The organism is Cellvibrio japonicus Ueda107, from assembly GCF_000019225.1.
GTDB lineage: Bacteria > Pseudomonadota > Gammaproteobacteria > Pseudomonadales > Cellvibrionaceae > Cellvibrio > Cellvibrio japonicus.
Map to the genome: position 1 here is coordinate 1,460,830 of NC_010995.1, position 23,969 is coordinate 1,484,798.

The window sequence follows — 23,969 nt, forward strand, 5'->3', positions numbered from 1 at the left end:
AGGCTCTTCACCTGAGGGCTGGAATGTGAGTGACTTGGCGAGACCGTTTACGGGTGAGACACGTTAGAAATCAAGGTCATCGAAATCGCCGTAGCCCAACTGATCCTTAATGCGGCGACGCTCCAGGCGGTCTTCAATCTTGCGGCGCATTTCCAGAGTGTGTTGGCTAGCTTCTTTGCCAGTGAGTTTCGGGGTTGCCTCATCATCCTCGGTTTCGATGTTATCACTAATGAGATCGGCATCTTGCGAATCTACATCAACAGACATAAGACTACTCCAGTATTGACAGAGATATTGGGTGGCTGACGGCTGCTTTGGGGCACCCGTTTTAACCCGCGCTATTTACCATAGCCAATGCCAAAACAAAAGCAAATTATGGTGCCGAAATAAAAAATATTCGTTTTGCCAGAGCCCCTCAACTGGGGTACAAAGCGCACCCAATCCACCGGGTATGATTTTTTGATAAAACATGAGCGAGAAGATAAATGTTGAGCCAACAACAACCGGATATTATCGGCTGGCGCGAGTGGGTAGGATTGCCAGATTTGTCGATCAGCCATATCAAAGCCAAGGTGGATACCGGGGCGAAAACCAGTGCCCTGCATGCCTATTACGTCACCCCGTTTGAACAGGACGGAAAAACCTGGGTCCGGTTCGGGTTGCACCCCATGCAAAAGGACAGCCTGACCTGTATCGAGTGCAGCGCACCGGTCAAAGATGTTCGCCGGGTAACGGATTCCGGCGGCCATGCCGAAGAGCGCTATGTGATAGAAACCACCCTGGTGATTCAGGGAGAAGCCTTTCCTATCGAAGTGACCCTGACCGACCGGGAGAATATGCGTTTTCGCATGTTGCTGGGTCGCAGTGCACTAAAGCGTCGCTTCCTGGTTGATAGTGGCCAATCGTTTATCCTGGGCGGCAACCGCCACCTGCCGCCGCAACCCTCTCTCTAACCCTATAGCCCCACGCTAGATCAGGTCTGTTATGAAAATCGCTATTCTGTCGCGCAACCGTCGCTTGTACTCTACCCGCCGCTTGGTGGAGGCCTGTACCCAGCGTGGCCATGAGGTGCGGGTGATCGATATCCTCAAATGCTATATCGACATTGCGTCTGCCAGCCCGGCCATTTGGTATATGGGCGAAAAGCTGGAAGGGTTTGATGCGGTGATTCCCCGCATCGGTGCGTCGGTGACTCACTATGGTCTGGCGGTTATCCGCCAATTTGAAATGATGGGCGTCTATTGCCTGACAGAGTCGATTGCCCTGGGGCGCTCGCGCGACAAGCTGCGCGCCTTGCAGTTGCTCTCGCGCAAGGGGATAGGCCTGCCCAAAACCAGTTTTGCCTACAACGTTTACGATGCTCGCGAGCTGATCAAACTGGTGGGTGGAACACCGCTGGTTCTCAAACTGTGTGAGGGCACCCAAGGCAAAGGCATCGTACTGGCAGAAACCCAAAAAGCGGCAGAGAGTGTAATCGAAGCATTTCGCGAATTGCGCGCCGAATTTCTGGTGCAGGAATTTATCAAAGAAGCTAATGGCAGCGATGTGCGTTGCTTTGTGGTGGGCGATAAAGTCGTCGCGTCCATGGAGCGCACTGCACAGGATGGTGAGTTCCGCTCCAACCTCCATCGCGGCGGTACTGCCAAAGTCACCAAGCTATCACCCACAGAGCGTCGCACTGCAATCAAAGCAGCACAAACCATGGGATTGAAAGTTGCGGGTGTTGATTTACTGCGCTCGTCGCGTGGCCCACTGGTAATGGAAGTAAATTCGTCACCCGGACTGGAAGGCATTGAAAGCGCAACCGGTAAAGATATTGCGGGATTAATCGTGGCTTATATGGAAGAAAATGCCAAGCCAGTTACTACAACTCGGGCAGGTAAGGGATAGGCCAGTTATTCGTAAGCGCCTAACTAACCCCATCTATCGAGTTAATTGTTTTTTTACTAAGGTACTTTTCCTAAATTCACCAGGAGGCCTTATGAAAAAACGTAACGAAGAACAATGGCGAGCACTGTTTGCGCAGCACGACGCCAGCGGTGTATCAGCAGCCGTTTTTTGTAAGCAGAACGAGCTGTGCCCCAAATACTTCAGCTTGCGCCGCAAACAATTGGCAAAGATGGCCAGTAAAGAGGAAGCCGGTTTTGTTCGTGTAAAAGTAAAGCCCAAAATACCGCACGAAGCTTCTGGTGTGAAGGCTGCATCACTGACCATTCGCCATCATGTAGGCCAGCTTGAATTTGGCACACTACCGCCACCTCAGTGGCTGGCCCAATTGCTCAGGGCGTTGGCATGATCCAGTGGGATGATGTACCGGTATACGTACACCGGCAACCGGTGGATTTTCGCAAATCCATTAATGGGTTGAGTGTCTTGGTGCAGGAGTCCATGGCACTGGAGGTATTTTCCCGATCCGTGTTTGTGTTTGGCAATCGCACCCGCAATAAAATAAAAATCCTCCTGGGATAAAACCGGGTTTTGTCTGTGGTACAAACGATTGGAAAAAGATAAATTCAAATGGCCACGCCGGGGTGATGCTGTGTTATCACTGACTCACGAACAGTTTGATTGGCTGTTGCGCGGGTTAGATATTGAAAAGCTTCAACCACACACAGAAAAATATTTCTTCTCGGCGAATTAGTGCTATCAACCTGCGCAGGTTTTTTATAAGATGTGTGGATGGAAAACAAACCCGATCTTCTGCAAGAAAATATTGATCTGCAAAAAATAGTTGCCGATAAAGACGATATTATTTCAGCGCAGGAAAAGTCCCTTCAAAGCAAAGAAAAACGCATTCGTATTCTTGAAGAATATATCCTCTCGCTTCAGCAAAAACAATTTGGCAGTTCCAGTGAAAAGCAGGAAGTGCTTCAAGCGGAGCTGGTCTTTACCGAAGCGGAGGATACCGCGGAAGCCGAAGCCCCTGAACAAGTGGATGCCTTTGCCGATGACACGGTTGTTGTAGCGGAGCATAAACGCAAGAAGAAACGTGCATCCATTCCCAAAGAGCTACATCGTATCGAGATTACCCACGATCTGCCTGAGGATCAAAAATGCTGTCCGCACGATGGATCGTTATTAAAACCCATCGGTTTTGAATCCCACGAACAATTAGACATTATCCCCGCCAGTGTTCGGGTGTTACATCACAAACGATTGAAATACGCCTGCCCCTGTTGCGAAAACTATCTTGTGACCGCAAAGAAACCCGCACAACCGATTGAAAAAAGTATCGCCTCACCCGGGCTGTTGGCCCATATTGCCACGCAAAAATATGTAGATGCCATGCCGCTGTATCGCCAGACGGACATTTTCAAACGTATTGGTGTGGAGATGGATCGCACTACACTCGCCAACTGGATGATCCGTTGTGGAAACCTGGTGCAGCCATTAATTAACTTGCTGCACGAAAGAATGTTGGAACAAACGATTCTTCATGCGGATGAAACGCGTGTGCAGGTGTTGAATGAAACCGGTCGTGCGGCTGAAACACAGAGTTTTATGTGGGTATTGCGCAGTACGCAACCCACGTGTGCAGCAGTGCTTTATCGCTACGAACCGACACGCAGTGGAAAAGTAATCACGGAATTGCTACGTGATTTTAATGGCGCACTCATGACCGATGGCTATGCAGCTTACAACGCACCTTGTGAAAAAAAGGGTATTACCCATTTAGCCTGTTGGGCACATGCGCGTCGCAAGTTTATCGAGGCACAAAAAATCCAGGCGAAGGGAAAAACCGGTAAAGCAGATCAAGCGATTGCGTTTATCCAGCAGCTCTATGGAATAGAAAAGGCGATTAAGGACAAAACGCCGGAAGAAAAATATCAACTGAGACAAACACAATCGCTGCCGGTGTTACAAAAAATAAAAGTCTGGTTGGATAAAGGCTTGGCACATTCACCGCCACAATCGTTGATTGGAAAGGCATTGCATTATTTGCATGAACAATGGCCGAAGCTGGTTCGCTATGTGGAATCGGGGGATTATCCGATTGATAACAATGCAGCGGAGAATGCAATCCGCCCGTTTGTGATTGGGCGAAAAAACTGGCTATTTGATCTTGCCCAGCACGAGTGGACACCCCGTTAAGCGATAAACTGCAACGAGGTGAACCATGGCAAGAACCGCTACCCCGATGAAACAGAACCGTACCCGTCACTCCCAAGCCTTCAAGAATGAAGCGTTAGCGCTGGCCGAGCGAATTGGCGTTAGTAAAGCGGCCGAACAGCTTGGTCTTCATGCGTCTCAGCTCTATGGATGGCGCAGTAAGCAGCAGCAGACCCTGAGCAGCAGTGAGCGCGAACAGTCACTGGCCGACGAAAACGCCCGCCTCAAGCGGCTCCTGGCCGAGCAAGCCGAAGAACTGGCCATCGTAAAAAAGGCCGCGGCGTACTTTGCGAAGAGCCTCAAGTGAAGTACGCCTTCATGAGGACACATGCCCCAGCGTTTTCGGTGAAAGCCATGTGCCGTGTTCTGGGTGTCGCCCGCAGTGGTTTCTACGCCTGGTGCTCACGCGAGCCATCCACGCGCCACCAGCAACGGGCCGAGCTGGATCAGCGGGTCGCGCAAGCGTATAACGCCCGTAAGGGCCGCAGTGGCGCCCCGCGGCTGTGCCATGACCTGTGGGAAGCCGGGCTGCGCTGTAATCGCAAGACGGTTGCAGCCTCGATGCAGCGACAAGGCTTACGCGCCAAGGCGGCCAAGAAGTTCAAGGCCACAACTAACTCCCGACACTCGCTCCCGGTGGCAGAGAACCTGCTCAAGCAAGACTTCACAGCATCAGCACCCAATCAGAAATGGGTGGGCGACATCACCTACCTGCACACGGACGAGGGCTGGCTGTATCTCGCCGTAATCATTGATCTGTACTCGCGCATGGTGGTCGGCTGGGCCATGAGCGAACGCATGACGGCTGACCTGGCCTGCGATGCTCTGCACATGGCGCTGTGGCGGCGAAAGCAGCCAAAGGGAGTGATCGTACACAGCGACCGCGGCAGTCAGTACTGCTCAACGGCTTATCAGGGTCTAATCCGCGCTCATCAGCTGCGATGCAGTATGAGCGCGAAAGGCAACTGCTACGACAATGCGTGTGCAGAGAGCTTCTTCCACAGCCTGAAGGTCGAATGCATCCATGGCGAGCGCTTCATGAGCCGCGCCCAGATGCGTGAAACCGTGTTTGAATACATCGAAACCGACTATAACCGCCAGCGGCGACATAGCACGCTGGGGCACATCAGCCCGCAAGCCTACGAGGCCCGGATGAGTGCTTGAAACTGTGTCCACGGTTGCTGGGCAAGATCAATTCTCCACAAGTCCCAAAGGGGCCACGGCGAGTGCAAATTTATACAGTGTGATTGAAACCGCCAAGGCCAATGGGCTGGAGCCTTATGGGTATTTAAAAACAATCTTCACTGAATTACCCAATGCGACAAGCCTCGAACAGATCGAGGCATTATTACCGTGGAATTACAAGGATGGGGTTAGTTAGGCGTTTACAGTTATTCGCCTGTGTGCGAACTTTTGATGTTTATGGAATAAAGGATAAGCTGAAGTCAAAAATATCAAAAGGGAAACCCCAAATAGCAGGGAATTCCCTATTGACTGATCCATCAATCAGCATATACATCAAAAACAATATTTAACTGACGTTTAGATAGTTCGTCCGCTAATTGATGGGAAAGAATGAAACCGCCTTGGCCATTATTTGAGCTTAACATGCAAAATATGTCGATTTCACATTGATTATAAAGAATGGAAAAAATAGCTTCTTTTTCTTTAAAGAAATTTATTATATCTATAATATGGATTTCAAATTTTTCACTTGGTGAAATTTTAGACTCAAATGACCAAAAAGATTTCTCTCTAGTCTTGTCACGAGAATATGAATCTCCCTTAGAAAATCCTTTGGTAGATTCACCAAGAAAACCGTTCAATTGAGATAAGTCGTAATATTCTGAAAAAACTCTCAATGTTGCTTTAACTTCTAACATTATTAGTAATCCTCATTAATATTACCAATGCTATCACCTAAACTACCCTCTGTGGTTTGAGGGAATACTTCACCACAATTATTGCAAACTTCTACATCCGGATTGTTAGGTAATTTTGCACCACCTTTCAATTCGTGAATTTTATCTTTTACTTCTCTAGGTTTTAGACCATGTTCACTGGCAATTTTTCCGGGCCTATTACTGGTGCTGCTTCCGCAAGATGGGCAATCACCTACCTCTGGTTTTGTTTGTCCTTTGTTTTCTTTACTGCCCTCAGTAGATTCATTGTTCACTGCAATTGCAGTTGCTGCTATTGCTGTTCCTACAACACCTGCCACCACTAACTCTGTTGCTGTGAATGTTGTTGTAGTTGCAGTTACAGTCGTGGTAACAGCAGCGCCAGTAGTAGTTGCAGCAGCGGCGGTTCCTCCTCCTGTAAATAAACCGATTAACCATGGAATAAAGGCAAACTTTCCCGTTGGGTCAATTTTGTTTATCGGATCATTTCCCACATAAGCATACAAATTCATCTGGTCTTCGTAAAAGACCGGATCAGTCTGCAAAAACCTTCCCAGCTTTGGAGAGTACATCCTTGCTTTGTAGTGATAGAGTCCCAGCTCTTTTAGCCATGTCTGGCCAGTATAACCAAAGCGGTCACTATTGGTAGACTTGGGAATGCCGTAGGCATCATAGCTCAGTGCAGTAAGGTGGGTGCCGTTTACGGTACTGTGCGCGATGATGCTGCCTTGATGATCTGCATGCAAGTAGCGCCAGTTGGCAGATCCAGTAGCGGCACTATTGTATTGAACCCAAGGTTCATCTACTTGGTCACCGTGAACATATCGGCGAATCATTGTGCCAGTACTGTTGTACTCTGCTGCCAAGGCATCGCCGTCGTAAAGGAATCGGGTGACAATTCCTGCAACGGTTGTTTCGTACAGGCGACCCAAGGGGTCATATTTTAATGTTGAAGCGGCAATTCCGGTACCACTGGTGCTGCGCAAACGATTTTCGTCATCATATTGATAGAGTATGCCGTTATCATTAGTGAGGTTTCCATTGCTGTCATAGCTCACCGCAAAACCATTCACGCTAGTATATTGATTTAGACCGTTAATGGTGTAGGCACCTGTGCGGTTTTCATTGCCGATGTATTGATAGAGCGTATTACTTTGGGTGAGTTGTGTGATCTGATTAGCCGGATTGTAGGTGAAGGTGTTGGTAAGGTCTTGACTAGTATTGGGGAAGTCCTGGGTTAGGCTTGATAAGCGTTGAATATTATCGAATTGATAGTCTGTTCGTGTTGCAACTGTACCTGCGCCAGGGTTGTGATTACGTAAGATTGCACTGCGATGTCCTGCCTTATTGTAGATAATATCCAACATAGGGGTTGTTGTTTCACGCAGGCGGCTTACACGGTTATGATTATCAAAATCGTATTGGAACCATACATTGTCAGGATGAGTAATACGTGTTCGATTGTTGTTGACGTCATAGGCATACCTTAGTGTACGAGTAATACCTCCCAGGATTGTATCGGTTTGAATAATGTTGCCAAAGCCATCTGTTTTATTGATGACACCTTCTCCTGCATCACTGCCAAAGCGTGAATGCAAGGTAATGCCACGCAAGTCATAGTTGTAATAAATATCTGCTGTTTGAGTATTATTGGCGTAATCCTTCACTATTAACCGATTGTTGTTGTCATACTGAAAGTTAATAATCGCGCCATTGCGTTTGCGCTCCATATTGATATTGTTGTTGGCATCGTAACCGTATTGGTTATAGTCGGTAGTACTGACGGTGCCGGAGCTGGTCTTTGATGGATAATAACGATGTGTCAGACGATCATAGGCGTCGTACCGTAATTCGGTTTTATTGCCATTGGCATCAGTTTGGGTTTTTAATAAGCGACTGTTGTAGGTATTGGTGACATAGACTGTAAGCGCCTAATCAACACCACTTTTGACATTCCATGGCAACAATGCCTCGATTTGCTCAAGGCTCGTAGCCTGCGGAAGTTCAGAAAAGACTTTTCGCAAATAGGTATAGGGCTCAAGTCCATTCGCTTTGGCCGTTTCAATCACGCTGTATAAATTCGCACTCGCTGCGGCCCCTTTGGGACTGGCAGAGAAGAGCCAGTTTTTACGCCCAATCACAAACGGACGAATGGCATTCTCCGCCGCATTGTTATCTATCGGGTAATCCCCCGACTCCACATAGCAAATCAATTTTGGCCATTGCTCATGCAGATAATGCAACGCTTTTCCAATTAACGATTGTGGTAGCGCATGGGCTATACTTTTATCTAACCAGGCTTTTATTTTTTGTAACATCGGCAGCGATTGTGTTTGCCTCAGCTGATATTTTTCTTCCGGCGTTTTGTCTTTTATCGATTTTTCTATTCCATAAAGCTGCTGGATAAACGCAATCGCCTGATCTGCTTTGCCGGTTTTTCCCGCCTTCTGGATTTTTTGTGCCTCGATAAATTTTCGCCGCGCATGCGCCCAACAGGCTAAATGGGTAATACTATTTTTTTCACAGGGTGCGTTATAAGCCGCGTAACCGTCGGTCATGAGAGCGCCATCAAAATCATGCAGCAATTCCGTGATCACCTTACCACTGCGTGTGGGGTCATAGTGGTAGAGCACCGCTGCACAAGCCGGTTGTGTACTGCGCAATACCCACATAAAGCTTTGCGTTTCAGCCGCACGCCCCGTTTCATTCAATACTTGCACTCGCGTTTCATCTGCATGAAGAATCGCTTGCTCCAACATTCTTTCATGGATCAGATTAATCAATGGTTGTACGATGGCGCCGCAGCGAACCATCCAGTTGGCAAGTGTCGTACGATCCATCTCCACGCCAATACGTTTGAAGATCTCCGTTTGGCGATACAGCGGTAAGGCATCCACATATTTTTGCGTGGCGATATGGGCCAGAAGGCCGGGTGAGGCGATGCTTTTTTCAATGGGTTGCGAAGGTTTCCTTGCAGTCACAAGATAGTTTTCGCAACACGGGCAAGCGTATTTCAAACGCTTGTGATGTAACACCCGAACACTGGCGGGAATAATGTCCAATTGTTCATGGGATTCAAAACCGATAGGTTTTAATTCAGCACCATCGTGCGGACAACATTTTTGACCCTCGGGCAGATCATGGATAATCTCGATGCGGGGTAACTCTTTGGGAATAGATGCACGTTTTTTCTTGCGCTTGTGTTCTGCCACCACCGTGGCATCGGCAAATGCATCGGCTTGCTCAGGGACTTCAGCTTCCGCTGTATCTTCCGCCTCGGTAAACACCAGCTCCGACTGGATCACGTCCTGCTTTTCACTGGAGCTGCCAAATTGTTTTTGCTGGAGCGAGAGGATATATTCTTCAAGAATACGAATACGTTTTTCTTTGTTTTGAAGGGATTTTTCCTGCGCTGAAATAATATCGTCTTTATCGGCAACTATTTTTTGCAGATCAATATTTTCTTGCAGAAGATCGGGTTTGTTTTCCATCCACACATCTTATAAAAAACCTGCGCAGGTTGATAGCACTAATTCGCCGAGAAGAAATATTTTTCTGTGTGTGGTTGAAGCTTTTCAATATCTAACCCGCGCAACAGCCAATCAAACTGTTCGTGAGTCAGTGATAACACAGCATCACCCCGGCGTGGCCATTTGAATTTATCTTTTTCCAGCCGCTTGTACCACAGGCAGAACCCGGTTTTATCCCAATACAGGATTTTGATTTTGTTGCGGCTGCGACTACCAAACACAAACACGGCGGGTGAAAATGCATCCAGACCCATGGATTCCTGCACCAGTACACTCAACCCGTTAATCGATTTACGAAAATCCACCGGCAGACGATGGACATAGACCGGTACATCTTCCCACTGGATCATGCCAGCTCCCTGAGCCAGTGGGCCAGCCATTGGGGGGGTGGCAATACACCGAATTCCAGCTTGCCAGCGTTACTGTGAATGACCAGGGCACTTGTCATCACCCCGGAAACACCAGGCTTCGTTTCCGGTTTCACGTTAACACGAACAAAGCCGGTTTCCATGTTACCAACCGCCCTCACCAATTGCTTGCGGCGCAGACTGAAGTATTTGGGGCACAGATTATGCTGTTTACAGAACTCTGCTGCTGATACACCGCTGGTATTGTGCTGTGTAAATAGTTCCTGCCATTGGTCACGCGTGCGTTTTTTCATAAAGCCTCCTATTGGTTGGGAGGCTGTACGCTAGTTGAAAAATGGAATTGTAGGTAGAGTGCTGTTGGTTAGGTGCTTACCATAGACTTGCGTTAAGGTAGTGCCTATTCCCCGCTCTTCTTGCGTAATTTGATCAAGGGTGTCGTAGGTATAACGGGTGATTCGATCCGGGCCTTCGCTTCCTAAGGCACTTTGGGTGCAGGCACTGGCAGGCAGTGATGAGTAAGCATTTTTATTCATCCTGACGGCTTTACAGAATACGAGCCCCTGAGAGTTGTAACTGATTTGTATAAGGGACTCTATAATGCCGTTGGCACCACGGATATATTCTTTGGTTTTTCGACCAAAATTATCGTATTCATAACCTTTAGTGACGGTAATAGTAAAAAAACTCCCCCAATCTGCTGGCCGGTAGTACTCATTTAACCAGACAGAGAGCTCGCCTGTTTCAACAGAGGCCAGTAAGCCATTAGTATGGTACGTGTTACGTATGGCCGCGAGCCTTAATGGTCCACTACCATCGGGATCTGATTTGATGATACCCGTGACACGCCCTTTCAGGTCATAGCGATATGCCGTGGTAAAGGATTGCTCAGCTTGTTGTGCAGCACTCCCTATACTGAATAGCATCAGGAGAAAAAATAGCGATTGTATCAATAGGTTGTTAATAGCAAATGTAGATTTCATGGCAACATCCTTTTGTTTATTGAGCGCACTGGGTGAGATTAGCTTTTGGCTCTATCTCACCAATCTTGTTGCCATATTGATCATATTGGTAGCAGGTACGCTTGGTGATTATTATATTATTTCCGTCTGCAGCAGTGACGGTTATACCTGTCAAAAATAAGTTGTCGCTGTTGTATTCGTATCGAGTTATGACCTCATCATTGGTACCTTCACAAACATTATTGATTGTGTTGGTTTTCGCGCAGGTACGCTCAGCTGTTTTGAGCCAAATAGGGGAACCATAAATTCGATTGCCATTTGAAGCATAATAGTAAGCTTGCTTTTGTGCATACTCATAACGAATTTTACGCACTATCCCATTTTTGTTGGCGGGGTAGGTAATGGTTTCTAGCTCACCAGATTGAGGATGGTAGGTAAACCAGGTTTTGTTACCTTTGGCATCGCTAGTCCAGGTAGGTTTGTTACAGTATTTACGGGTTGATTCTGGGCAGGTAGATGGGTATTCACCTGAGATCCAGGTTCCATTTTTGGTGACTTTAATTAAATTACCGCGCGTGTCGTACTCATAGATTTCCTTGTCCCCTGAATTTTTAGTATAGGTCTTCAGGAGGTTTCTCCAGGTCGGCTCATAATCCAATGTGCCATCAATCAATTCAGCAAAACTCACTGTTCCAGGCCTGTCGGTGCTGGGGATGACACGACGAACGTTGCCATTTCCTGTGTTTTGGGTTGTTGAATAATATCCTGTACCTATCCCATAGGCATTAACTTCATTGCCTAACATTGAATTGACAACTTTTCCTGTTATATGCACCCAGGACGTTTCTGAACCATTATTGCTGCCGGTAGATTCTGTTGCATTTTTATAAGTGTATTGATAGTAGGCACTAGTGCTTTGTGCTGGTTTAATTCCTATCAATCTAGGCGAAAACTCAGTGTTGGGTGTTTTCCACGAGACCAATCCTCCATGTTCATCATAAGCCAAGTCATAGCTGCGAAAATAAAATTTGGTTTCTCCTCCCATTGCATCAATTACCCTCAGTTCACTGTAACCCAGGAATATAGATCTGGGCATACCTCCTGGCCAATCAAACTCAGCCTTTGGCCAATGACTGGTACAGGTTTGTATCAAACAATTTTCTTTTGCAGTGTTGATGGCTTGAATGTATTTTGGGTTGTATTGTGCCCAGGCTTCTGGATTTACTGGTGGGATTTGTGTAGTGGGTAAATTGGGTTTGCTAGAGTCCATATACCTATCCGCTTCATCAAATTGATATATATATTTGAGTGCAAAGCCGGTATTACTCGTCACTTTTCCACTTACCCAGTCGATATCTATGGTATAGCCATTGGGATAGGTAACTTGTACTAATAGTCCTATTGATGAAGGATAGGTATGGGTACCACTGAGGAACTTGGATACTGTACCATCTGGTTTTGTCCAATAGATATAGCCATCTTGTTTGCGCTCCAGCGAATGGCGCGTGTCGCCCAATGCATGATATGTATAACCGGAAGAAATCTGCGAATCTGCCCGGACTTGCTGGCCATTTACCATAACCGTGAAGTTAGCAGTGTTTTGAAAATCATTTACTTGAATGACATCTAAAAATTCAGTGCCACTATTTTTAAGAATGGAAACCCTGCCTTTGCCATAATATTTATCTTGATAACCGTAATACCCTTTCATCGAAAAATTATTTGTATAGGATGAAATAGAGTGAGACAACCCGGTAGCATTACCAATAGACACTGTTTCCAGTTGATGTGTTACCTGGCCATTCATTAGGTTAACTCCAAATTCGTCAACCAACAGTACTACCGGCGGAGCCAAATCGGGTAAAGTCACAGCGGATGTATTGAAAGAGATTATTAATCCCATCAGAATAAAAGCACGGATGTTTCTTGGAATCCTGCACATAACGTTCATTCCTTAACTAAAAGTTCGCCTTGGGGCCACAAGAAGCACTAGAACTACATGCTTGTACACTCTTGGGCTGATTGCCCGTGGGATTATTGGAGGGGCAATTTACATAAGCGAGGGTAGTTGTGACAGATTGAGATCCTCCTGAAGTGTCGATAACCAAGTAGCTGGTAGCTCCGGAAACCGGACTCCAGGTGGCTTTCCAGGCACAATTGGCGATATGGGATTTTGCAAGGCCCGTGGGGGCAGGTAATGTTCCCGAGCCGGGTTCTGCTATCTCATCGGCAGCAATATTAGTAGAAACTAACAAGCGATTGCCTGCCTTGTCATAATCGTAGTCACGGTTGCCATTGACGGAGTCATGCACAAATGTGAGACGACCCAGGGCATCGTAGGTATAAGTGGTCGTTTTGGTTTGAGCTATCAGTGAAAGAGGGAAAAACAGCACAAGTGCAGAAATGCACAAAAAATTTATTTTCATAATCGTCCTTTGATATTGTTGGTGGGAGCTGCAAGCAAGGGAAGAGGTGAGCAAGAAAAGCCAGACCATCCCTGCTTGTTGTCATGATGAATCAAAGTCTAGCATTGACTCATCACAAAGAAAATACCGTGACCCTCAACAGGTTAACTGCTGCAAAAAGACTGTTTTCATATTTAAAAATAGCTTCGTCCTGTTTTTATCATTAATGAAGTCTTTAATGTACTTGGTGCTTACAGAAGTCGATTAGAAGGCAACTTGTATAGTTAACCCCTTTTTATAGGTGCGGTCTTTTTAGGTTATTTGTGTTAGATGCGAGGGCGAACGAACAAACGACTCCCTTGCGGGGGAGCAACATAGTGATGCTGATTGGGGAACTAAGCCCCCACCTTTAACCTGGATTCTAGACTGATCACTGTGCCATCAAAACAAAACCGTCCATTGTGAAAATGGCTTTCCAATTGTTTGGCAGTCATGGGTTTGGCATAGAGGAAGCCCTGCACCTGGTCGCAGCCTTTTGCGCGTAGCCATTCGGCCTGGCTTTCGGTTTCCACGCCTTCGGCAACGACGCGCAGTTGCATGTTATGGGCCAGGCCGATAATGGTTTTGGCGATGGCGGCATCATTGGCATCGTCGTGTATGTCGTGGATAAAACTGCGGTCAATTTTGAGTTTTTGGATGGGGAAGCGTTGCAGGTAGGCGAGCGATGAATAGCCTGTGCCAAAATCGTCAATAGCGAGAAAGGTGCCCATCTGGTTGAGCTGGTTTAATTGGTTGATGGTTTCACCCGCGTGTTCCATCGCGCAGCTTTCGGTAATTTCCAATTCCAGGTATTTGGCTTCCAGTCCTGTTTCCTGCAGGATGGCTTCGACTTTGCCGGGGAAGTTTTTCTGGCGGAATTGGCGCGGTGACAGGTTGACCGCAACTTTACCGACATTTTTTCCGGTATCCAGCCAGATTTTTTTTTGTTTACAGGCTTCGCGTAATACCCACTCACCGATAGGTACGATCAGGCCGGTTTCTTCGGCCAGTGGAATAAAATGGGCTGGAGAAACCAGTCCTCGCTCCGGGTGTTGCCAGCGTACCAGCGCCTCCACACCGGTCATATCGCCGGTTTTCAAATCGATTTGCGGTTGGTAGTAGAGTGCGAGTTGGTTTTGCTCAATCGCGCGGCGCAGGTCATTTTCCAGCAGCAAATAATTGACCGCCGTTGCATTCATACCTTTGGTGTAAAACTGGCAATTGTTTTTGCCGGCTTCTTTCGCCTTGTACATGGCGATATCGGCATTCTTGAGCAGCTCGTCGGTATCTGCGCCATCTTCGGGGAAAATGCTCACCCCAATGCTGACGGTGGCACTGATAGAGTGACCGCTGATGTCCAAAGGGCGTGAAAGTGTGGCGAGTAATTTATTGGCTACAAAAATAACATCATCAACGTCATGAATGCCTTCCAGTACCACCACAAATTCATCGCCCCCCAAACGGGCGACTGTGTCCATATCGCGTACACCTTCAGTGAGGCGCATGGCGATGGCTTTTAGCAAAATATCTCCCGCATCGTGGCCCAGGCTGTCATTAACGATTTTGAAGCGGTCTATGTCCAGCAGCATCAGGGCAACGCGCGAGTTGCTGCGGCGTGCGCGTGCCAGGCCGTGGTAGATGCGATCATAAAAGAGCGAGCGATTGGGCAGGGAGGTTAGCGCGTCGTGGAAGGCCATGTAGTTGAGGCGCGACTGCTGTTCACGCAGGGCGTTTTCGGCCAGTTTGCGCTCGGAAATATCTGTACCTATGGTACAAACCCCGAACACTTTTCCCTCTTTGCCGCGCAGTGGAAACTTCACCATCAGGTAGGTGTGCAGGCTTCCGTCTTTGTGCATTAAATCCAGCTCGACCTCATAGGTCTGCTGGTTGGTTTTGGTGGCGATATCAATATCCCACATGGATTGGGCAATATCGCGCGGGAATACATCAAACACGTTTTTGCCAACGAAGCCGGACTCATCAATGTCTGCCATGTGTTTGAAATGGTCGCTGGCAAGTACCACGTTGCCGTCCAGGTCTTTGACGGAAATCAGCGCTGGCGAGTAGTGCAGGATAGCATTCAGGTAGGTTTCGCTGGCCCAGAGTGCCTGCTCTGCCAGACGGTGGCGCTCGGACTGCTCCTCGTGGTGCCACATATCAATGATCTGGCGCACCAGGAGCGAACTGAAAATCCAGACAGTGTCCAGCTCCTGCACTGCCTGCTCAAGTTGGTACAGCTCCTGTTCGGACTCCATATAAAAGAGGGCGATGGTATGGTCTTTTTCCAGGATGGGGTGTAAATAGCACGCGCGAGCCCCTTTTTGGGTAAACAGGCTACCCAGATTGTCGATATCGGTTGCACTGAGCTTGCAAGCTTCGCCTGAATCAAATACCTCATGGATGCATTGATGGGGCAGGTAGTTGAGGCGGGACAGGGAGGTCGCCAGGCCATTGACCAGGGGTTCGTGGCGGCCGGAAGAGGCAATGGCTTCTACATAGAGATGGCTATCGCGTTCGACAATCAGGACGGCGCGGCTGACCGCCGGTTTGGCAATCACCAGTTTTACCAGTCGTTCAGCAATCTGTTTGTGGTTGAGATCGCTGAAAAGTTGTTGGAACTTCCGGATCAGTTCAACAGTGGATGGCTTGGTCTGTAGACTCTTGTTATTTGGCATAGTCGCTCAATTGGGATAATTGCCGGGCCATCAAGGCCGGGCAGTGATCACTGGATACGTCAATTAGTGATAACTGTCGCTGCTTTGCAGGTGCTGTTCACTGTGGTGGTGAGAGCGATCTGCTCGACACTCGGGCAACGAAACCCCGGGTCACTCTGCTACACCTGATATCCATGGTGAGGATTGTCCGGCTATCGGAATACCCGTATTGGTTAGGCATTGCCGATAGCATCGGAGCATCCGGGCTCAGCGCAAATATTGGCGCCATTAGAGCTTTTTCGCATGATAAACAAATACCATGATTCTGTCCGTAATAAAAATTTTATACGCCACAGCAGATGTCAGTTGGAAAATCTGTTTCCAAAATTCACACCCATCCTGCTATTTTGTTGAAATGATGAAAATAGCGCCAATACCGTATTTTTATAAGTTGTCCTAAAAATACGTTTTTTTATTCAGAGTTTTTTCAAGAGGATGCATTTGGCGCAAGCTGATCTAGAGTTATGGGTACATAAAAAGAGCAATGTTGGGAGCTATTCATGCGTCGCTTTGTCCCCTTTGTTGGAGAAAAGCAAATATCCCGTGCCGACGGCGACCAGGAGCGCGCCAAGCGAGCGGCTGGACGCGTGATTGATGAAGTTGTCAGCACCCAGGCTGGAGAAAGCACCTGGGATGATGTGGTGCCTGCGGATTGGCCGGCCCAGGCAAAACCTCGGGCTGCTACGGTATCGACCCCTTCAGCGGCATCTACATTGGCTTCAGGCCCCAAGGTACCTTTTGTCCGGGGGGGGATTCCTTCTGCCAGAGCTGCTTATCTGGCTGCGCACAAAAGTTCAGCGTCCCATGGCGGTAAAAAATCCTCACTTGAATGGGTATTGATCAATAATGGTCACGGCCTGCGCATTAATATCCATGGCAATATTGATCACGAACTGCGCCTGGAATGGCAGCGCCTACTGGCAGAGACCCTGTCTACCCGGGTTGATGAATATGAGTTCAACCTTAGCCATACCCCGGCGCTCAGCCTGATTGGTTTGGGAATGCTATTGTTGTTCAAGGAGCATAGGGGGGCGCAGCATGAGGTGATCCGTTTGTACAATTGCAGTCGGGATGTTGCTCAATTATTGAACTGGACAGGAATGGATAAATATTTTGTGATTCAAAGCCTGGCGCCGATGGACGTATAAGTCCTGCCTGCCTCCTTGTGTCAAAAGGGCAATTTAGCGATTATGGGCACTCTTCCATTGGCAGTTTCCCACCGCGTTTTTACAGATGAGTGCTCTTATGACACCCCGCAACTATCTTTATCTGCTGCAGAAATACGACGAATACCAACCCCAGATTGAACGCCTGCTGGAATCCATTATTACTTCCCTGCCGCCGCTAAAGTTGCACAATGCCAACGAGCTGATGCAAAAAAAAGTTGAGCAATTACACCAATCCTATCCTTTTGTGGAATTGCTCTATTGCATTGATGAGCACGGCAACCAGGTAACAGAATCGGCGGCGGCTCCCAATATCGCAGACTCCAAGCGCCGTGAGCCCGGGTTGGGATCGGATCGCAGTAACCGGGTTTATTACACCAGCGCACGTGACAACAATCGGGCACTGACAGTAACCCAGCCCTATCTTTCCAGCGCTACCCAACAATTGGCGATTTCTGCGGTGCAGCGTTTTAACAGTGATAAGGGGGATGTGCGTTACCTGGTGATTAATTTTAACCTGGAAAAATTAATCACCTTCCTCAATGGTGACGCGTTGCGTTTACGTGTACACCCGCTGTTTCAGGTGGTGTACGGCATCATTGGCTTAATGTTGGTATTGGTATCCGGGTTGCTGATTTTTTCGGCAGGGAAATCGCTGTTTGATGTGGTCTATGAACATACCAACACGGCTACCCAGGCATTCCATCTGGTGATTCTGGTGACCCTGGGGTTGGCTATTTTTGACCTGGGTAAAACCATCCTGGAGGAAGAAGTATTGCTGCACAAGGACATTCACCACACAGATTCCACCCGGCGCACTATCAGCCGTTTTATGTCGGCCATTGTTATTGCGGTTTCCATTGAATCATTGCTATTGATGTTTAAATCCCTGTTGGGCGATCCGACACACCTCAATTCCGCTGTATTGATGCTGTTTGCTGCTGTTGCCTTACTGGTGGGGCTGGGCATTTACTTGCGTCTCACGACCGACAGGGTTAAAGATAAACGCCAGGGTAGGGACATTGTGTGAGCAGTAAACAAAAATCCGCTTTTGTCTGTAATGAATGTGGTGCCGATTTTAAAAAATGGCAGGGACAGTGTACCGAGTGCGGTGCCTGGAATAGCCTGAGCGAGGTGCGCCTCGGCCCGACGCCGGGCAATCGCGCCGCCAAGTTTGAAGGCTATGCCGGTGGTGCCTCCGGTAATCCGGTGCAAACCCTTGCCCAGATTTCCCTACAGGATTTACCGCGTTTCAGCAGCGGTACCGGTGAGTTCGATCGTGTCCTGGGGGGAGGTTTTGTGCCTGGTTCTGTGGTGCTGATTGGCGGCAATCCCGGCGCGGGTAAATCGACATTACTGCTGCAAACCCTGTGTAATTTAGCGCGCACCATGTCCGCGCTCTATGTGACCGGTGAGGAATCCTTACAGCAGGTGGCCATGCGCGCGCAGCGCCTTGGCTTGCCGACGGATAAATTGCAAATGCTGAGTGAAACCAGTGTCGAAGCCATCTGTGCAACGGCACAACAGGTTCAGCCCAAGGTGATGGTGATTGATTCCATCCAGGTTATGCACATGGAGGATATTACTTCCGCACCCGGCTCCGTATCCCAGGTGCGGGAAAGTGCCGCTTATCTCACCCGTTTTGCCAAGCAAACAGGTACGGTATTGATCCTGGTCGGACATGTCACCAAAGACGGCTCCCTGGCCGGGCCCAAGGTACTGGAGCATATGATTGATTGCTCAATCCTGCTGGAGGGGGATAACGACTCGCGTTTTCGCACTTTGCGTGGCCATAAAAACCGTTTTGGGGCGGTAAATGAGCTGGGCGTATTTGCCATGACTGAGCAGGGCATGCGCGAAGTGAACAATCCCTCAGCGATTTTTTTACAGCGTGCAGAAGATGTGGCTCCCGGTTCTGTGGTGATGGTCATGTGGGAGGGGACCCGCCCACTGTTGATTGAAATCCAGGCCCTGGTCGATGATAGCCATATCGGCAACCCCCGAAGGGTAGCGGTGGGGATGGATCAAAATCGCTTGTCGATGTTGCTCGCTGTATTGCATCGCCACGGTGGCATTATGGTGGGAGACCAGGATGTCTTTGTGAATGTGGTCGGCGGTGTGCGTGTTATGGAAACCAGTGCGGATCTGGCGGTGTTGCTGGCGATTGTCTCCAGTTTTCGCGATCAATTATTGCCGCAGGATCTGATTGTATTTGGTGAGGTGGGGTTATCCGGGGAAATCCGTCCGGTTCCCAGCGGCCAGGAGCGTTTGCGCGAGGCAGCCAAGCACGGGTTTAAAAAAGCCATAGTGCCTTTTGCCAATGCGTCACGGGTGAAAGAGTTGGGAATTGAGGTTGTCGCCGTTAAAAATTTGCAACAGGCCCTGGAGTCGCTCTAATCCTGATCCCTGTCGAACGTAGGGAGATGGATGATTGTGCGATCCATGTGCTGCAACGCATTCCAGGCATCTTTGAATTCCTCGATACTGAAAAACAATTCGCCCAGGCTGCCATCGGCCTGGGCCAGTTGCAGACCGCGCTCCAGGCGGCGAGCTAATTCCTGATTATTTTTATGCACAAAAAAATAAATCGGTTGCTCATAACGCAAAAGTAAATGGTTTTCTACAACCAGGTTAAGTTCCGGGCGCTCGCGGATTTCGCGCTGGATCTCATTGTAGGTCCGCGCCATAAAATCGAAGCGTTTGGCTGCCAGCATGCGAAAGAGCGATTCGTGGTTCCAGGCGGTGACGACACGAAAGCCATGGCGGCGAAATATGTCTGTATCACTCCAGTGTGTGCCACTGCCCAGTGTGAATTTGCGGAGACCTTCCAGGTCATGGATTGGCTTGAAGCGCGCCTGATCCTGTTTTCGTATTAACAGGAAGCGATACTCATTGATTCCGCGCAATAAATTGAATTTAACGGCTTCCAGGTGTTCTTCGCGCTCGCGCGTACTGCTGCTCCACATCACGTCCAGTTCATCGTGCATGATCATTGCGCGAACGCGTTCACGTCCAACCGATTGGTCGATAAAGTGAAATTGGAGCTTTTCATTGGCTGTAGCGGTTTTACTCAAGGCCAATTCAAGTGCCCGGATGTAATAATGCCTGGTGGATTCGGGTTCAACCTGTTGCGGATCTATCAAACGCAGATGGAGTGGTTTTTCACCGTAGCTGCCATGGCTGGCGCAGGTTAACAGGCCAAGTAACAGCCAATGGCCAAGAGCATGGAAATGTGGGCGCAGGGACAACATGGGATTGATGATTTTATCGGCTCTCTTGCGCGGATAGCTGGGTCAGCAATTCATCCAGCAGGTTTTTATCCGCCGGTGTATCCGGCTGGAATTCCAGGCCAAGGATATGGTCGCGTACATGGGCCAGGCGGCCGTGCAGGTGCAGGCTTTTTTTACCTGAGTGAGTAAACGCAGGAAAATCGTCCAGCATAACGTGTACACGCAGGGCGTCCCCCTTGCGCAACAAGTGTTCACTTAATAACCCAAGCTTGATGCCCGACGCCGATATATCTAACAGATGGGCTTCCCAGCCTTTGCTGGAATACTGCATTTGTGCATAGGCGCGCAATGGCAGGCGCGGATACTGCCGGCGATCTTCGGGACTTGGCTGATTGTCCTCATGTTCCAGGGTATTCATGAGCTGTGCCTCGTCTTAGTAGTCGCTCATTAATTCCGAAAGTTCTCTCTCGGCAGCGGTGGCGTCTCCCAGGTTGAGTTCAATCAGGCGGCGCAGGTGGCAGACACTGTCGATATCAATTGCGCTGCACACCAGCCCGGTCTGTTGGTTATGCTGGTGGGCCAGGGTCACCGACATGGCAATAGAGGTGTTATCGGCAAGGATAATTTTTACCAGTATGGGCTCTTGCTGGTTTACTGCTTCCGGTAGTTGCTGTTGCAGCAGCATGCCGTTGAGGGAAATATCCAGCAGGGTTGCCCGCCAGTGAAAATCACCTTGGGCCAATTCTACATGGGCATCGAAAAGCACACGACTGAAGCGTCGCCGCTCGTTGGTTGATGAGGTTGTCGCCATATTGTATTCGTTGTGAAAAGCAAAACATGCAATTGCGGGTTGATGTGATGAGTGTAGCTGCAGATAGGCGATTCGCCATTACTTGGGGGGTTCACTCTGCAAATACTTCGGTACTTACTCTACAAGTTTGCCCGGCCGGATGGCGCAAACCTATAATGCCGGTCGTATCAGTAGCCCTGTGGCAGGGCTGTTTTCGATCAAGTACGGCGCGCTAATGGGATAGCAGATATGACAGAGTTTCGAATTGGTATAGATCTCGGCGGCACTAAAACCGAGGTCATCCTGCTTAATGGCGATAGCCAGGAGTTGTTTCGCACCCGCATTCCCACAGTGCGCAATGATTATGCGGCTACCCTGCGCGATATTGCCGGATTGGTGCAACAGGCTGAAGCTGCTGCTGGCCAGGCACATTTGCCCGTGGGTATCGGTATTCCCGGTACTATTTCGCGTAAAACCGGTTGCGTCAAAAATGCCAACGCTACCTGGCTGAATGGCAAACCTTTCCAGCAGGATCTTTCCGGGCATTTGCAGCGCCCTGTCCAAATGACCAACGATGCCAATTGCCTGGCGGTTTCGGAAGCCGTTGATGGTGCCGGGCGTGGTTATGATCTGGTATTTGCCGGTATCCTCGGAACGGGTTGTGGTGCTGGCCTGGTTTATCGGGGGATACCGCTGGTTGGGCCGAACGGGGTTGCCGGTGAATGGGGGCATAATCCCTTACCCTGGACGGCGGCCCCGGAATTGGAGGTGCGCACCTGCTATTGCGGTAAACGCGGTTGCCAGGAGACATTCCTGTCGGGAACCGGGCTGTGCCTGTCGTACCGCCTGGCGAGTAATCGCGAGCTACAGGGCCATGAGATTGTAGCGCTGGCCCGCGCCCGGGATGCACTGGCGGCCCAGGTGCTGGATAGCTATATCGATCAACTGGCCCGAGGTTTGGCCGCGATCGTTAACGTGATTGATCCCGATGTGATCGTGTTGGGGGGCGGCGCGTCCAATATTGATGAAATTTATAACCGGATACCCGAGCGCCTGTCCCGCTATGTGTTTGGTGGTGAGTGTGATACACCGGTTAAACGGGCGCTGCATGGCGACTCTTCCGGTGTGCGGGGGGCCGCCTGGTTGAATCCCCTGCACAATCCCGGGTGACCGGCACAGGTGTCGCAGTGCCTAAATCCTGATTCGGTTTTTTGTTGCCTTATAGTGAGGAGCGCACATGAGAGCAGGTGTATTTCGTGTATTAGCCAACCTCTGGCCACCGCTGTTTTTTGCCGGTATCAAGATTAACGCTCTGCGCAGGGATTATCGCGAAGCGCGTGTGACGCTCTATCTGCGCTGGTACACGCGCAATTATGTGGGGGTGCAATATGGCGGTAGCCTCATGTCCATGACAGATCCCTGGTACATGTTAATGTTGATGAATAATCTCGGTAATGATTATTACGTGTGGGATAAGCATGCGGAGATTGATTACATCAGCCCCGGTAAAAGCCATGTCCAGGCACACTTTGTGTTGACCCAGGCCATGATCGATGATGTGAAAGCGAATACCGCCTCGGGGGAAAAATACCTGCCCACTTACACTGTCGAGATTCTCGATAGGGACAATACCCTGGTCGCGCGCGTTAAGCGCACCATCTATATCAAACTAAAACCGCGTGCACGGCGCGGATCTGATGAGTCACCTCCATGTTGAATGTTGCCCTTTGTTCTTATGGCATGTCGAGTAAGGTTTTCCATGCCCCATTAATCACTGCCGAACCGCGCCTGAAGTTACACAGTATTTTGCAACGGCAGCAACCAACGGCCCTGGCAGATTATCCGCAGGTAACTGTTGCGCAAAGCTTTGCGGAGATTATCGAAAATCCGGATATCCATCTGGTGGTGGTAAATACACCCAACGAGTTTCATTTTCCGATGGCAAAGGCGGCGCTGTTGGCAGGCAAGCATGTAGTGGTGGAAAAGCCGTTTACGCTCAGTCTGGCAGAAGGTGAAGCGCTGATTGCCCTGGCGGAGCAACAGCAGCGGATTCTCTCGGTATTCCAAAACAAGCGCCTTGAAAGCGACCATCTGGATGTACAGCAGGTCATTCAATCGGGCCAGCTGGGGCGTATCGTTGAAGTGGAATGGCATTACGATCGCTATCGCACCAGTATCACCCATAAAAAATGGAAGGAAGACAATTTACCCGGCTCGGGTACCTGGTTTGATTTGGGAATCCATATGGTCGATTCCATGCTGTGCCTGTTTGGCAAGCCCGAGGCTGTGTATGCCGAGATGCGCAGTTTGCGTCGGGCAGAAGGTTCTACCGATTATTTCACCAGTATTTTTCACTACCAGGATATGCGTGTCATGTTGCGCTCCAATACCTACGTTAGTGAAAAGGGAGCGACAGTGAGTGTCCATGGTGATAGGGGATCGTTCCTGAAGTTCGGGCAGGACGTTCAGGAGGCGCAGATGATGCGTGGTATTACCCCCGGTATGCCCGGTTGGGCCCAACCGGGTGAAGATAACTACGGCATCCTGCATTGCCATCACCAGGGGGAAAGCCAGCGCCACCGGTTGCCTGGGCAGCCCGGATGCTATGAGCATTATTATCAAAACATTGTCGATGCCATTGTTGGCACAGCGCCTTTGGCCTTTTTGCCACAGCAGTCTTTGCTGGGGGTTGAATTGTTACTTGCCGGAGAGGAAAGTGCGCGACAACATCGGTTGGTCTCACTCTAACAAATACGT

23 protein-coding genes and 3 pseudogenes are annotated in these 23,969 nt (G+C 49.2%); 13 read left to right on the forward strand and 13 right to left on the reverse strand.

Annotated features, from left to right (window positions below):
* Positions 1-63: 63 nt before the first annotated feature.
* Positions 64-267 carry a PA3496 family putative envelope integrity protein gene (locus CJA_RS06120; protein ID WP_012486891.1) on the reverse strand — a complete coding sequence of 68 codons (204 nt, stop codon included), beginning with the start codon at positions 265-267 and terminating at the stop codon, positions 64-66.
* Between the two features lie 218 nt (positions 268-485).
* On the opposite strand from CJA_RS06120, the gene CJA_RS06125 reads away from it, so the two are divergent.
* The 7 genes and pseudogenes from CJA_RS06125 to CJA_RS06160 all read left to right on the forward strand — a co-directional run.
* Positions 486-953, forward strand: coding sequence for an ATP-dependent zinc protease family protein (locus tag CJA_RS06125; RefSeq protein ID WP_012486892.1), 468 nt, complete (start codon positions 486-488; stop codon positions 951-953).
* Positions 954-984: 31 nt separating this feature from the next.
* The gene (gene rimK, locus CJA_RS06130) at positions 985-1,890 is read left to right on the forward strand and encodes a 30S ribosomal protein S6--L-glutamate ligase (RefSeq protein ID WP_012486893.1); all 906 of its coding nucleotides are present in this window, start codon (positions 985-987) and stop codon (positions 1,888-1,890) included.
* Positions 1,891-1,981: 91 nt separating this feature from the next.
* Positions 1,982-2,296: an IS66 family insertion sequence element accessory protein TnpA gene (gene tnpA, locus CJA_RS18600; RefSeq protein WP_012485813.1), complete on the forward strand. Its 315-nt coding sequence runs from the start codon at positions 1,982-1,984 to the stop codon at positions 2,294-2,296.
* Positions 2,293-2,641: pseudogene (tnpB, locus tag CJA_RS19985) on the forward strand (IS66 family insertion sequence element accessory protein TnpB). Before tnpA (CJA_RS18600) ends, tnpB (CJA_RS19985) begins: the two are co-directional and overlap by 4 nt.
* A 32-nt stretch (positions 2,642-2,673) precedes the next feature.
* A pseudogene (gene tnpC / locus CJA_RS06145) lies at positions 2,674-4,059 on the forward strand (IS66 family transposase); the annotation flags it as partial.
* Between the two features lie 58 nt (positions 4,060-4,117).
* Positions 4,118-5,274, forward strand: a protein-coding gene (locus tag CJA_RS06155) for an IS3-like element ISPa20 family transposase (protein WP_085953148.1) whose coding sequence is annotated in 2 segments (ribosomal slippage) — positions 4,118-4,376 and positions 4,376-5,274 — 1,158 coding nt in all. Because the reading frame shifts where the segments join, the coding sequence is not laid out codon by codon here.
* 31 nt (positions 5,275-5,305) lie between these two features.
* Positions 5,306-5,491 (forward strand): annotated as a pseudogene (locus CJA_RS06160) (transposase domain-containing protein); the annotation flags it as partial.
* A 121-nt stretch (positions 5,492-5,612) separates the two neighbouring features.
* Here CJA_RS06160 and CJA_RS06165 read toward each other — a convergent pair.
* From CJA_RS06165 to CJA_RS06205, 9 genes are all read right to left on the reverse strand, one after another.
* The gene (locus CJA_RS06165) at positions 5,613-5,993 is read right to left on the reverse strand and encodes a DUF4279 domain-containing protein (RefSeq protein WP_041551192.1); all 381 of its coding nucleotides are present in this window, start codon (positions 5,991-5,993) and stop codon (positions 5,613-5,615) included.
* A gap of 2 nt (positions 5,994-5,995) precedes the next feature.
* Positions 5,996-7,741, reverse strand: a complete 1,746-nt coding sequence (locus CJA_RS19720; RefSeq protein WP_012486899.1) for an RHS repeat-associated core domain-containing protein — start codon at positions 7,739-7,741, stop codon at positions 5,996-5,998.
* Between the two features lie 201 nt (positions 7,742-7,942).
* Positions 7,943-9,502 (reverse strand): IS66 family transposase, encoded by a 1,560-nt coding sequence (tnpC, locus tag CJA_RS06175; RefSeq protein WP_049765381.1) that lies wholly within the window; start codon positions 9,500-9,502, stop codon positions 7,943-7,945.
* Positions 9,503-9,540: 38 nt separating this feature from the next.
* Positions 9,541-9,891 (reverse strand): IS66 family insertion sequence element accessory protein TnpB, encoded by a 351-nt coding sequence (tnpB, locus tag CJA_RS06180; protein ID WP_012486019.1) that lies wholly within the window; start codon positions 9,889-9,891, stop codon positions 9,541-9,543.
* Positions 9,888-10,202, reverse strand: a complete 315-nt coding sequence (gene tnpA / locus CJA_RS06185; protein WP_012486020.1) for an IS66 family insertion sequence element accessory protein TnpA — start codon at positions 10,200-10,202, stop codon at positions 9,888-9,890. Before tnpA (CJA_RS06185) ends, tnpB (CJA_RS06180) begins: the two co-directional genes overlap by 4 nt.
* Before the next feature lie 30 nt (positions 10,203-10,232).
* Complete coding sequence (locus CJA_RS06190) at positions 10,233-10,889, reverse strand: hypothetical protein (RefSeq protein WP_012486900.1); 657 nt, start codon at positions 10,887-10,889, stop codon at positions 10,233-10,235.
* Positions 10,890-10,905: 16 nt separating this feature from the next.
* Positions 10,906-12,810: a hypothetical protein gene (locus CJA_RS06195; RefSeq protein ID WP_148208812.1), complete on the reverse strand. Its 1,905-nt coding sequence runs from the start codon at positions 12,808-12,810 to the stop codon at positions 10,906-10,908.
* A 16-nt stretch (positions 12,811-12,826) separates the two neighbouring features.
* On the reverse strand, positions 12,827-13,294 hold the full coding sequence (locus CJA_RS06200) for an RHS repeat domain-containing protein (protein ID WP_041551196.1): 468 nt from the start codon (positions 13,292-13,294) through the stop codon (positions 12,827-12,829).
* Between the two features lie 374 nt (positions 13,295-13,668).
* Positions 13,669-15,987, reverse strand: a complete 2,319-nt coding sequence (locus CJA_RS06205; RefSeq protein WP_012486902.1) for a putative bifunctional diguanylate cyclase/phosphodiesterase — start codon at positions 15,985-15,987, stop codon at positions 13,669-13,671.
* Positions 15,988-16,526: 539 nt separating this feature from the next.
* Here CJA_RS06205 and CJA_RS06210 point away from each other — a divergent pair.
* The 3 genes from CJA_RS06210 (at position 16,527) to radA (ending at position 19,589) form a co-directional block, all read left to right on the forward strand.
* Positions 16,527-17,174, forward strand: coding sequence for an STAS domain-containing protein (locus CJA_RS06210; RefSeq protein WP_012486903.1), 648 nt, complete (start codon positions 16,527-16,529; stop codon positions 17,172-17,174).
* A gap of 97 nt (positions 17,175-17,271) precedes the next feature.
* On the forward strand, positions 17,272-18,222 hold the full coding sequence (locus CJA_RS06215) for a PDC sensor domain-containing protein (RefSeq protein WP_012486904.1): 951 nt from the start codon (positions 17,272-17,274) through the stop codon (positions 18,220-18,222).
* A complete protein-coding gene (gene radA / locus CJA_RS06220) occupies positions 18,219-19,589 on the forward strand; it encodes a DNA repair protein RadA (RefSeq protein WP_012486905.1) in 1,371 nt (456 codons plus the stop codon). Before CJA_RS06215 ends, radA begins: the two co-directional genes overlap by 4 nt.
* Here the strand turns inward: radA and CJA_RS18605 are convergent.
* Genes CJA_RS18605 through CJA_RS06235 form a run of 3 tightly spaced genes read right to left on the reverse strand, consistent with a single transcriptional unit; the run spans position 19,586 to position 21,233 of the window.
* Positions 19,586-20,443, reverse strand: coding sequence for a substrate-binding periplasmic protein (locus CJA_RS18605; RefSeq protein WP_012486906.1), 858 nt, complete (start codon positions 20,441-20,443; stop codon positions 19,586-19,588). The two genes, radA and CJA_RS18605, sit on opposite strands and share 4 nt — an antisense overlap.
* A 13-nt stretch (positions 20,444-20,456) precedes the next feature.
* Positions 20,457-20,840, reverse strand: coding sequence for a PilZ domain-containing protein (locus CJA_RS06230; protein WP_012486907.1), 384 nt, complete (start codon positions 20,838-20,840; stop codon positions 20,457-20,459).
* A 15-nt stretch (positions 20,841-20,855) separates the two neighbouring features.
* The gene (locus CJA_RS06235; RefSeq protein WP_012486908.1) at positions 20,856-21,233 is read right to left on the reverse strand and encodes a PilZ domain-containing protein; all 378 of its coding nucleotides are present in this window, start codon (positions 21,231-21,233) and stop codon (positions 20,856-20,858) included.
* A gap of 228 nt (positions 21,234-21,461) precedes the next feature.
* Here CJA_RS06235 and CJA_RS06240 point away from each other — a divergent pair, with 228 nt between their 5' ends.
* The 3 genes from CJA_RS06240 (at position 21,462) to CJA_RS06250 (ending at position 23,960) form a co-directional block, all read left to right on the forward strand.
* Complete coding sequence (locus CJA_RS06240) at positions 21,462-22,382, forward strand: ROK family protein (protein ID WP_012486909.1); 921 nt, start codon at positions 21,462-21,464, stop codon at positions 22,380-22,382.
* A 67-nt stretch (positions 22,383-22,449) separates the two neighbouring features.
* Positions 22,450-22,929 carry a DUF4442 domain-containing protein gene (locus CJA_RS06245; protein WP_012486910.1) on the forward strand — a complete coding sequence of 160 codons (480 nt, stop codon included), beginning with the start codon at positions 22,450-22,452 and terminating at the stop codon, positions 22,927-22,929.
* Entirely contained in the window at positions 22,923-23,960 is a 1,038-nt protein-coding gene (locus tag CJA_RS06250; RefSeq protein ID WP_012486911.1) for a Gfo/Idh/MocA family oxidoreductase, read from the forward strand. Before CJA_RS06245 ends, CJA_RS06250 begins: the two co-directional genes overlap by 7 nt.
* Positions 23,961-23,969 lie beyond the last annotated feature (9 nt).

What these genes read in the sequence shown, in the direction of transcription:
- CJA_RS06120 (WP_012486891.1), bottom strand. Translation starts at nt 267, where the DNA reads ATGTCTGTTGATGTAGATTCGCAAGATGCCGATCTCATTAGTGATAAC.
- CJA_RS06125 (WP_012486892.1), top strand. Translation starts at nt 486, where the DNA reads ATGTTGAGCCAACAACAACCGGATATTATCGGCTGGCGCGAGTGGGTA.
- rimK (WP_012486893.1), top strand. Translation starts at nt 985, where the DNA reads ATGAAAATCGCTATTCTGTCGCGCAACCGTCGCTTGTACTCTACCCGC.
- tnpA (WP_012485813.1), top strand. Translation starts at nt 1,982, where the DNA reads ATGAAAAAACGTAACGAAGAACAATGGCGAGCACTGTTTGCGCAGCAC.
- CJA_RS06165 (WP_041551192.1), bottom strand. Translation starts at nt 5,993, where the DNA reads ATGTTAGAAGTTAAAGCAACATTGAGAGTTTTTTCAGAATATTACGAC.
- CJA_RS19720 (WP_012486899.1), bottom strand. Translation starts at nt 7,741, where the DNA reads ATGGAGCGCAAACGCAATGGCGCGATTATTAACTTTCAGTATGACAAC.
- tnpC (WP_049765381.1), bottom strand. Translation starts at nt 9,502, where the DNA reads ATGGAAAACAAACCCGATCTTCTGCAAGAAAATATTGATCTGCAAAAA.
- tnpB (WP_012486019.1), bottom strand. Translation starts at nt 9,891, where the DNA reads ATGATCCAGTGGGAAGATGTACCGGTCTATGTCCATCGTCTGCCGGTG.
- tnpA (WP_012486020.1), bottom strand. Translation starts at nt 10,202, where the DNA reads ATGAAAAAACGCACGCGTGACCAATGGCAGGAACTATTTACACAGCAC.
- CJA_RS06190 (WP_012486900.1), bottom strand. Translation starts at nt 10,889, where the DNA reads ATGAAATCTACATTTGCTATTAACAACCTATTGATACAATCGCTATTT.
- CJA_RS06195 (WP_148208812.1), bottom strand. Translation starts at nt 12,810, where the DNA reads ATGTGCAGGATTCCAAGAAACATCCGTGCTTTTATTCTGATGGGATTA.
- CJA_RS06200 (WP_041551196.1), bottom strand. Translation starts at nt 13,294, where the DNA reads ATGAAAATAAATTTTTTGTGCATTTCTGCACTTGTGCTGTTTTTCCCT.
- CJA_RS06205 (WP_012486902.1), bottom strand. Translation starts at nt 15,987, where the DNA reads ATGCCAAATAACAAGAGTCTACAGACCAAGCCATCCACTGTTGAACTG.
- CJA_RS06210 (WP_012486903.1), top strand. Translation starts at nt 16,527, where the DNA reads ATGCGTCGCTTTGTCCCCTTTGTTGGAGAAAAGCAAATATCCCGTGCC.
- CJA_RS06215 (WP_012486904.1), top strand. Translation starts at nt 17,272, where the DNA reads ATGACACCCCGCAACTATCTTTATCTGCTGCAGAAATACGACGAATAC.
- CJA_RS18605 (WP_012486906.1), bottom strand. Translation starts at nt 20,443, where the DNA reads ATGTTGTCCCTGCGCCCACATTTCCATGCTCTTGGCCATTGGCTGTTA.
- CJA_RS06230 (WP_012486907.1), bottom strand. Translation starts at nt 20,840, where the DNA reads ATGAATACCCTGGAACATGAGGACAATCAGCCAAGTCCCGAAGATCGC.
- CJA_RS06235 (WP_012486908.1), bottom strand. Translation starts at nt 21,233, where the DNA reads ATGGCGACAACCTCATCAACCAACGAGCGGCGACGCTTCAGTCGTGTG.
- CJA_RS06240 (WP_012486909.1), top strand. Translation starts at nt 21,462, where the DNA reads ATGACAGAGTTTCGAATTGGTATAGATCTCGGCGGCACTAAAACCGAG.
- CJA_RS06245 (WP_012486910.1), top strand. Translation starts at nt 22,450, where the DNA reads ATGAGAGCAGGTGTATTTCGTGTATTAGCCAACCTCTGGCCACCGCTG.
- CJA_RS06250 (WP_012486911.1), top strand. Translation starts at nt 22,923, where the DNA reads ATGTTGAATGTTGCCCTTTGTTCTTATGGCATGTCGAGTAAGGTTTTC.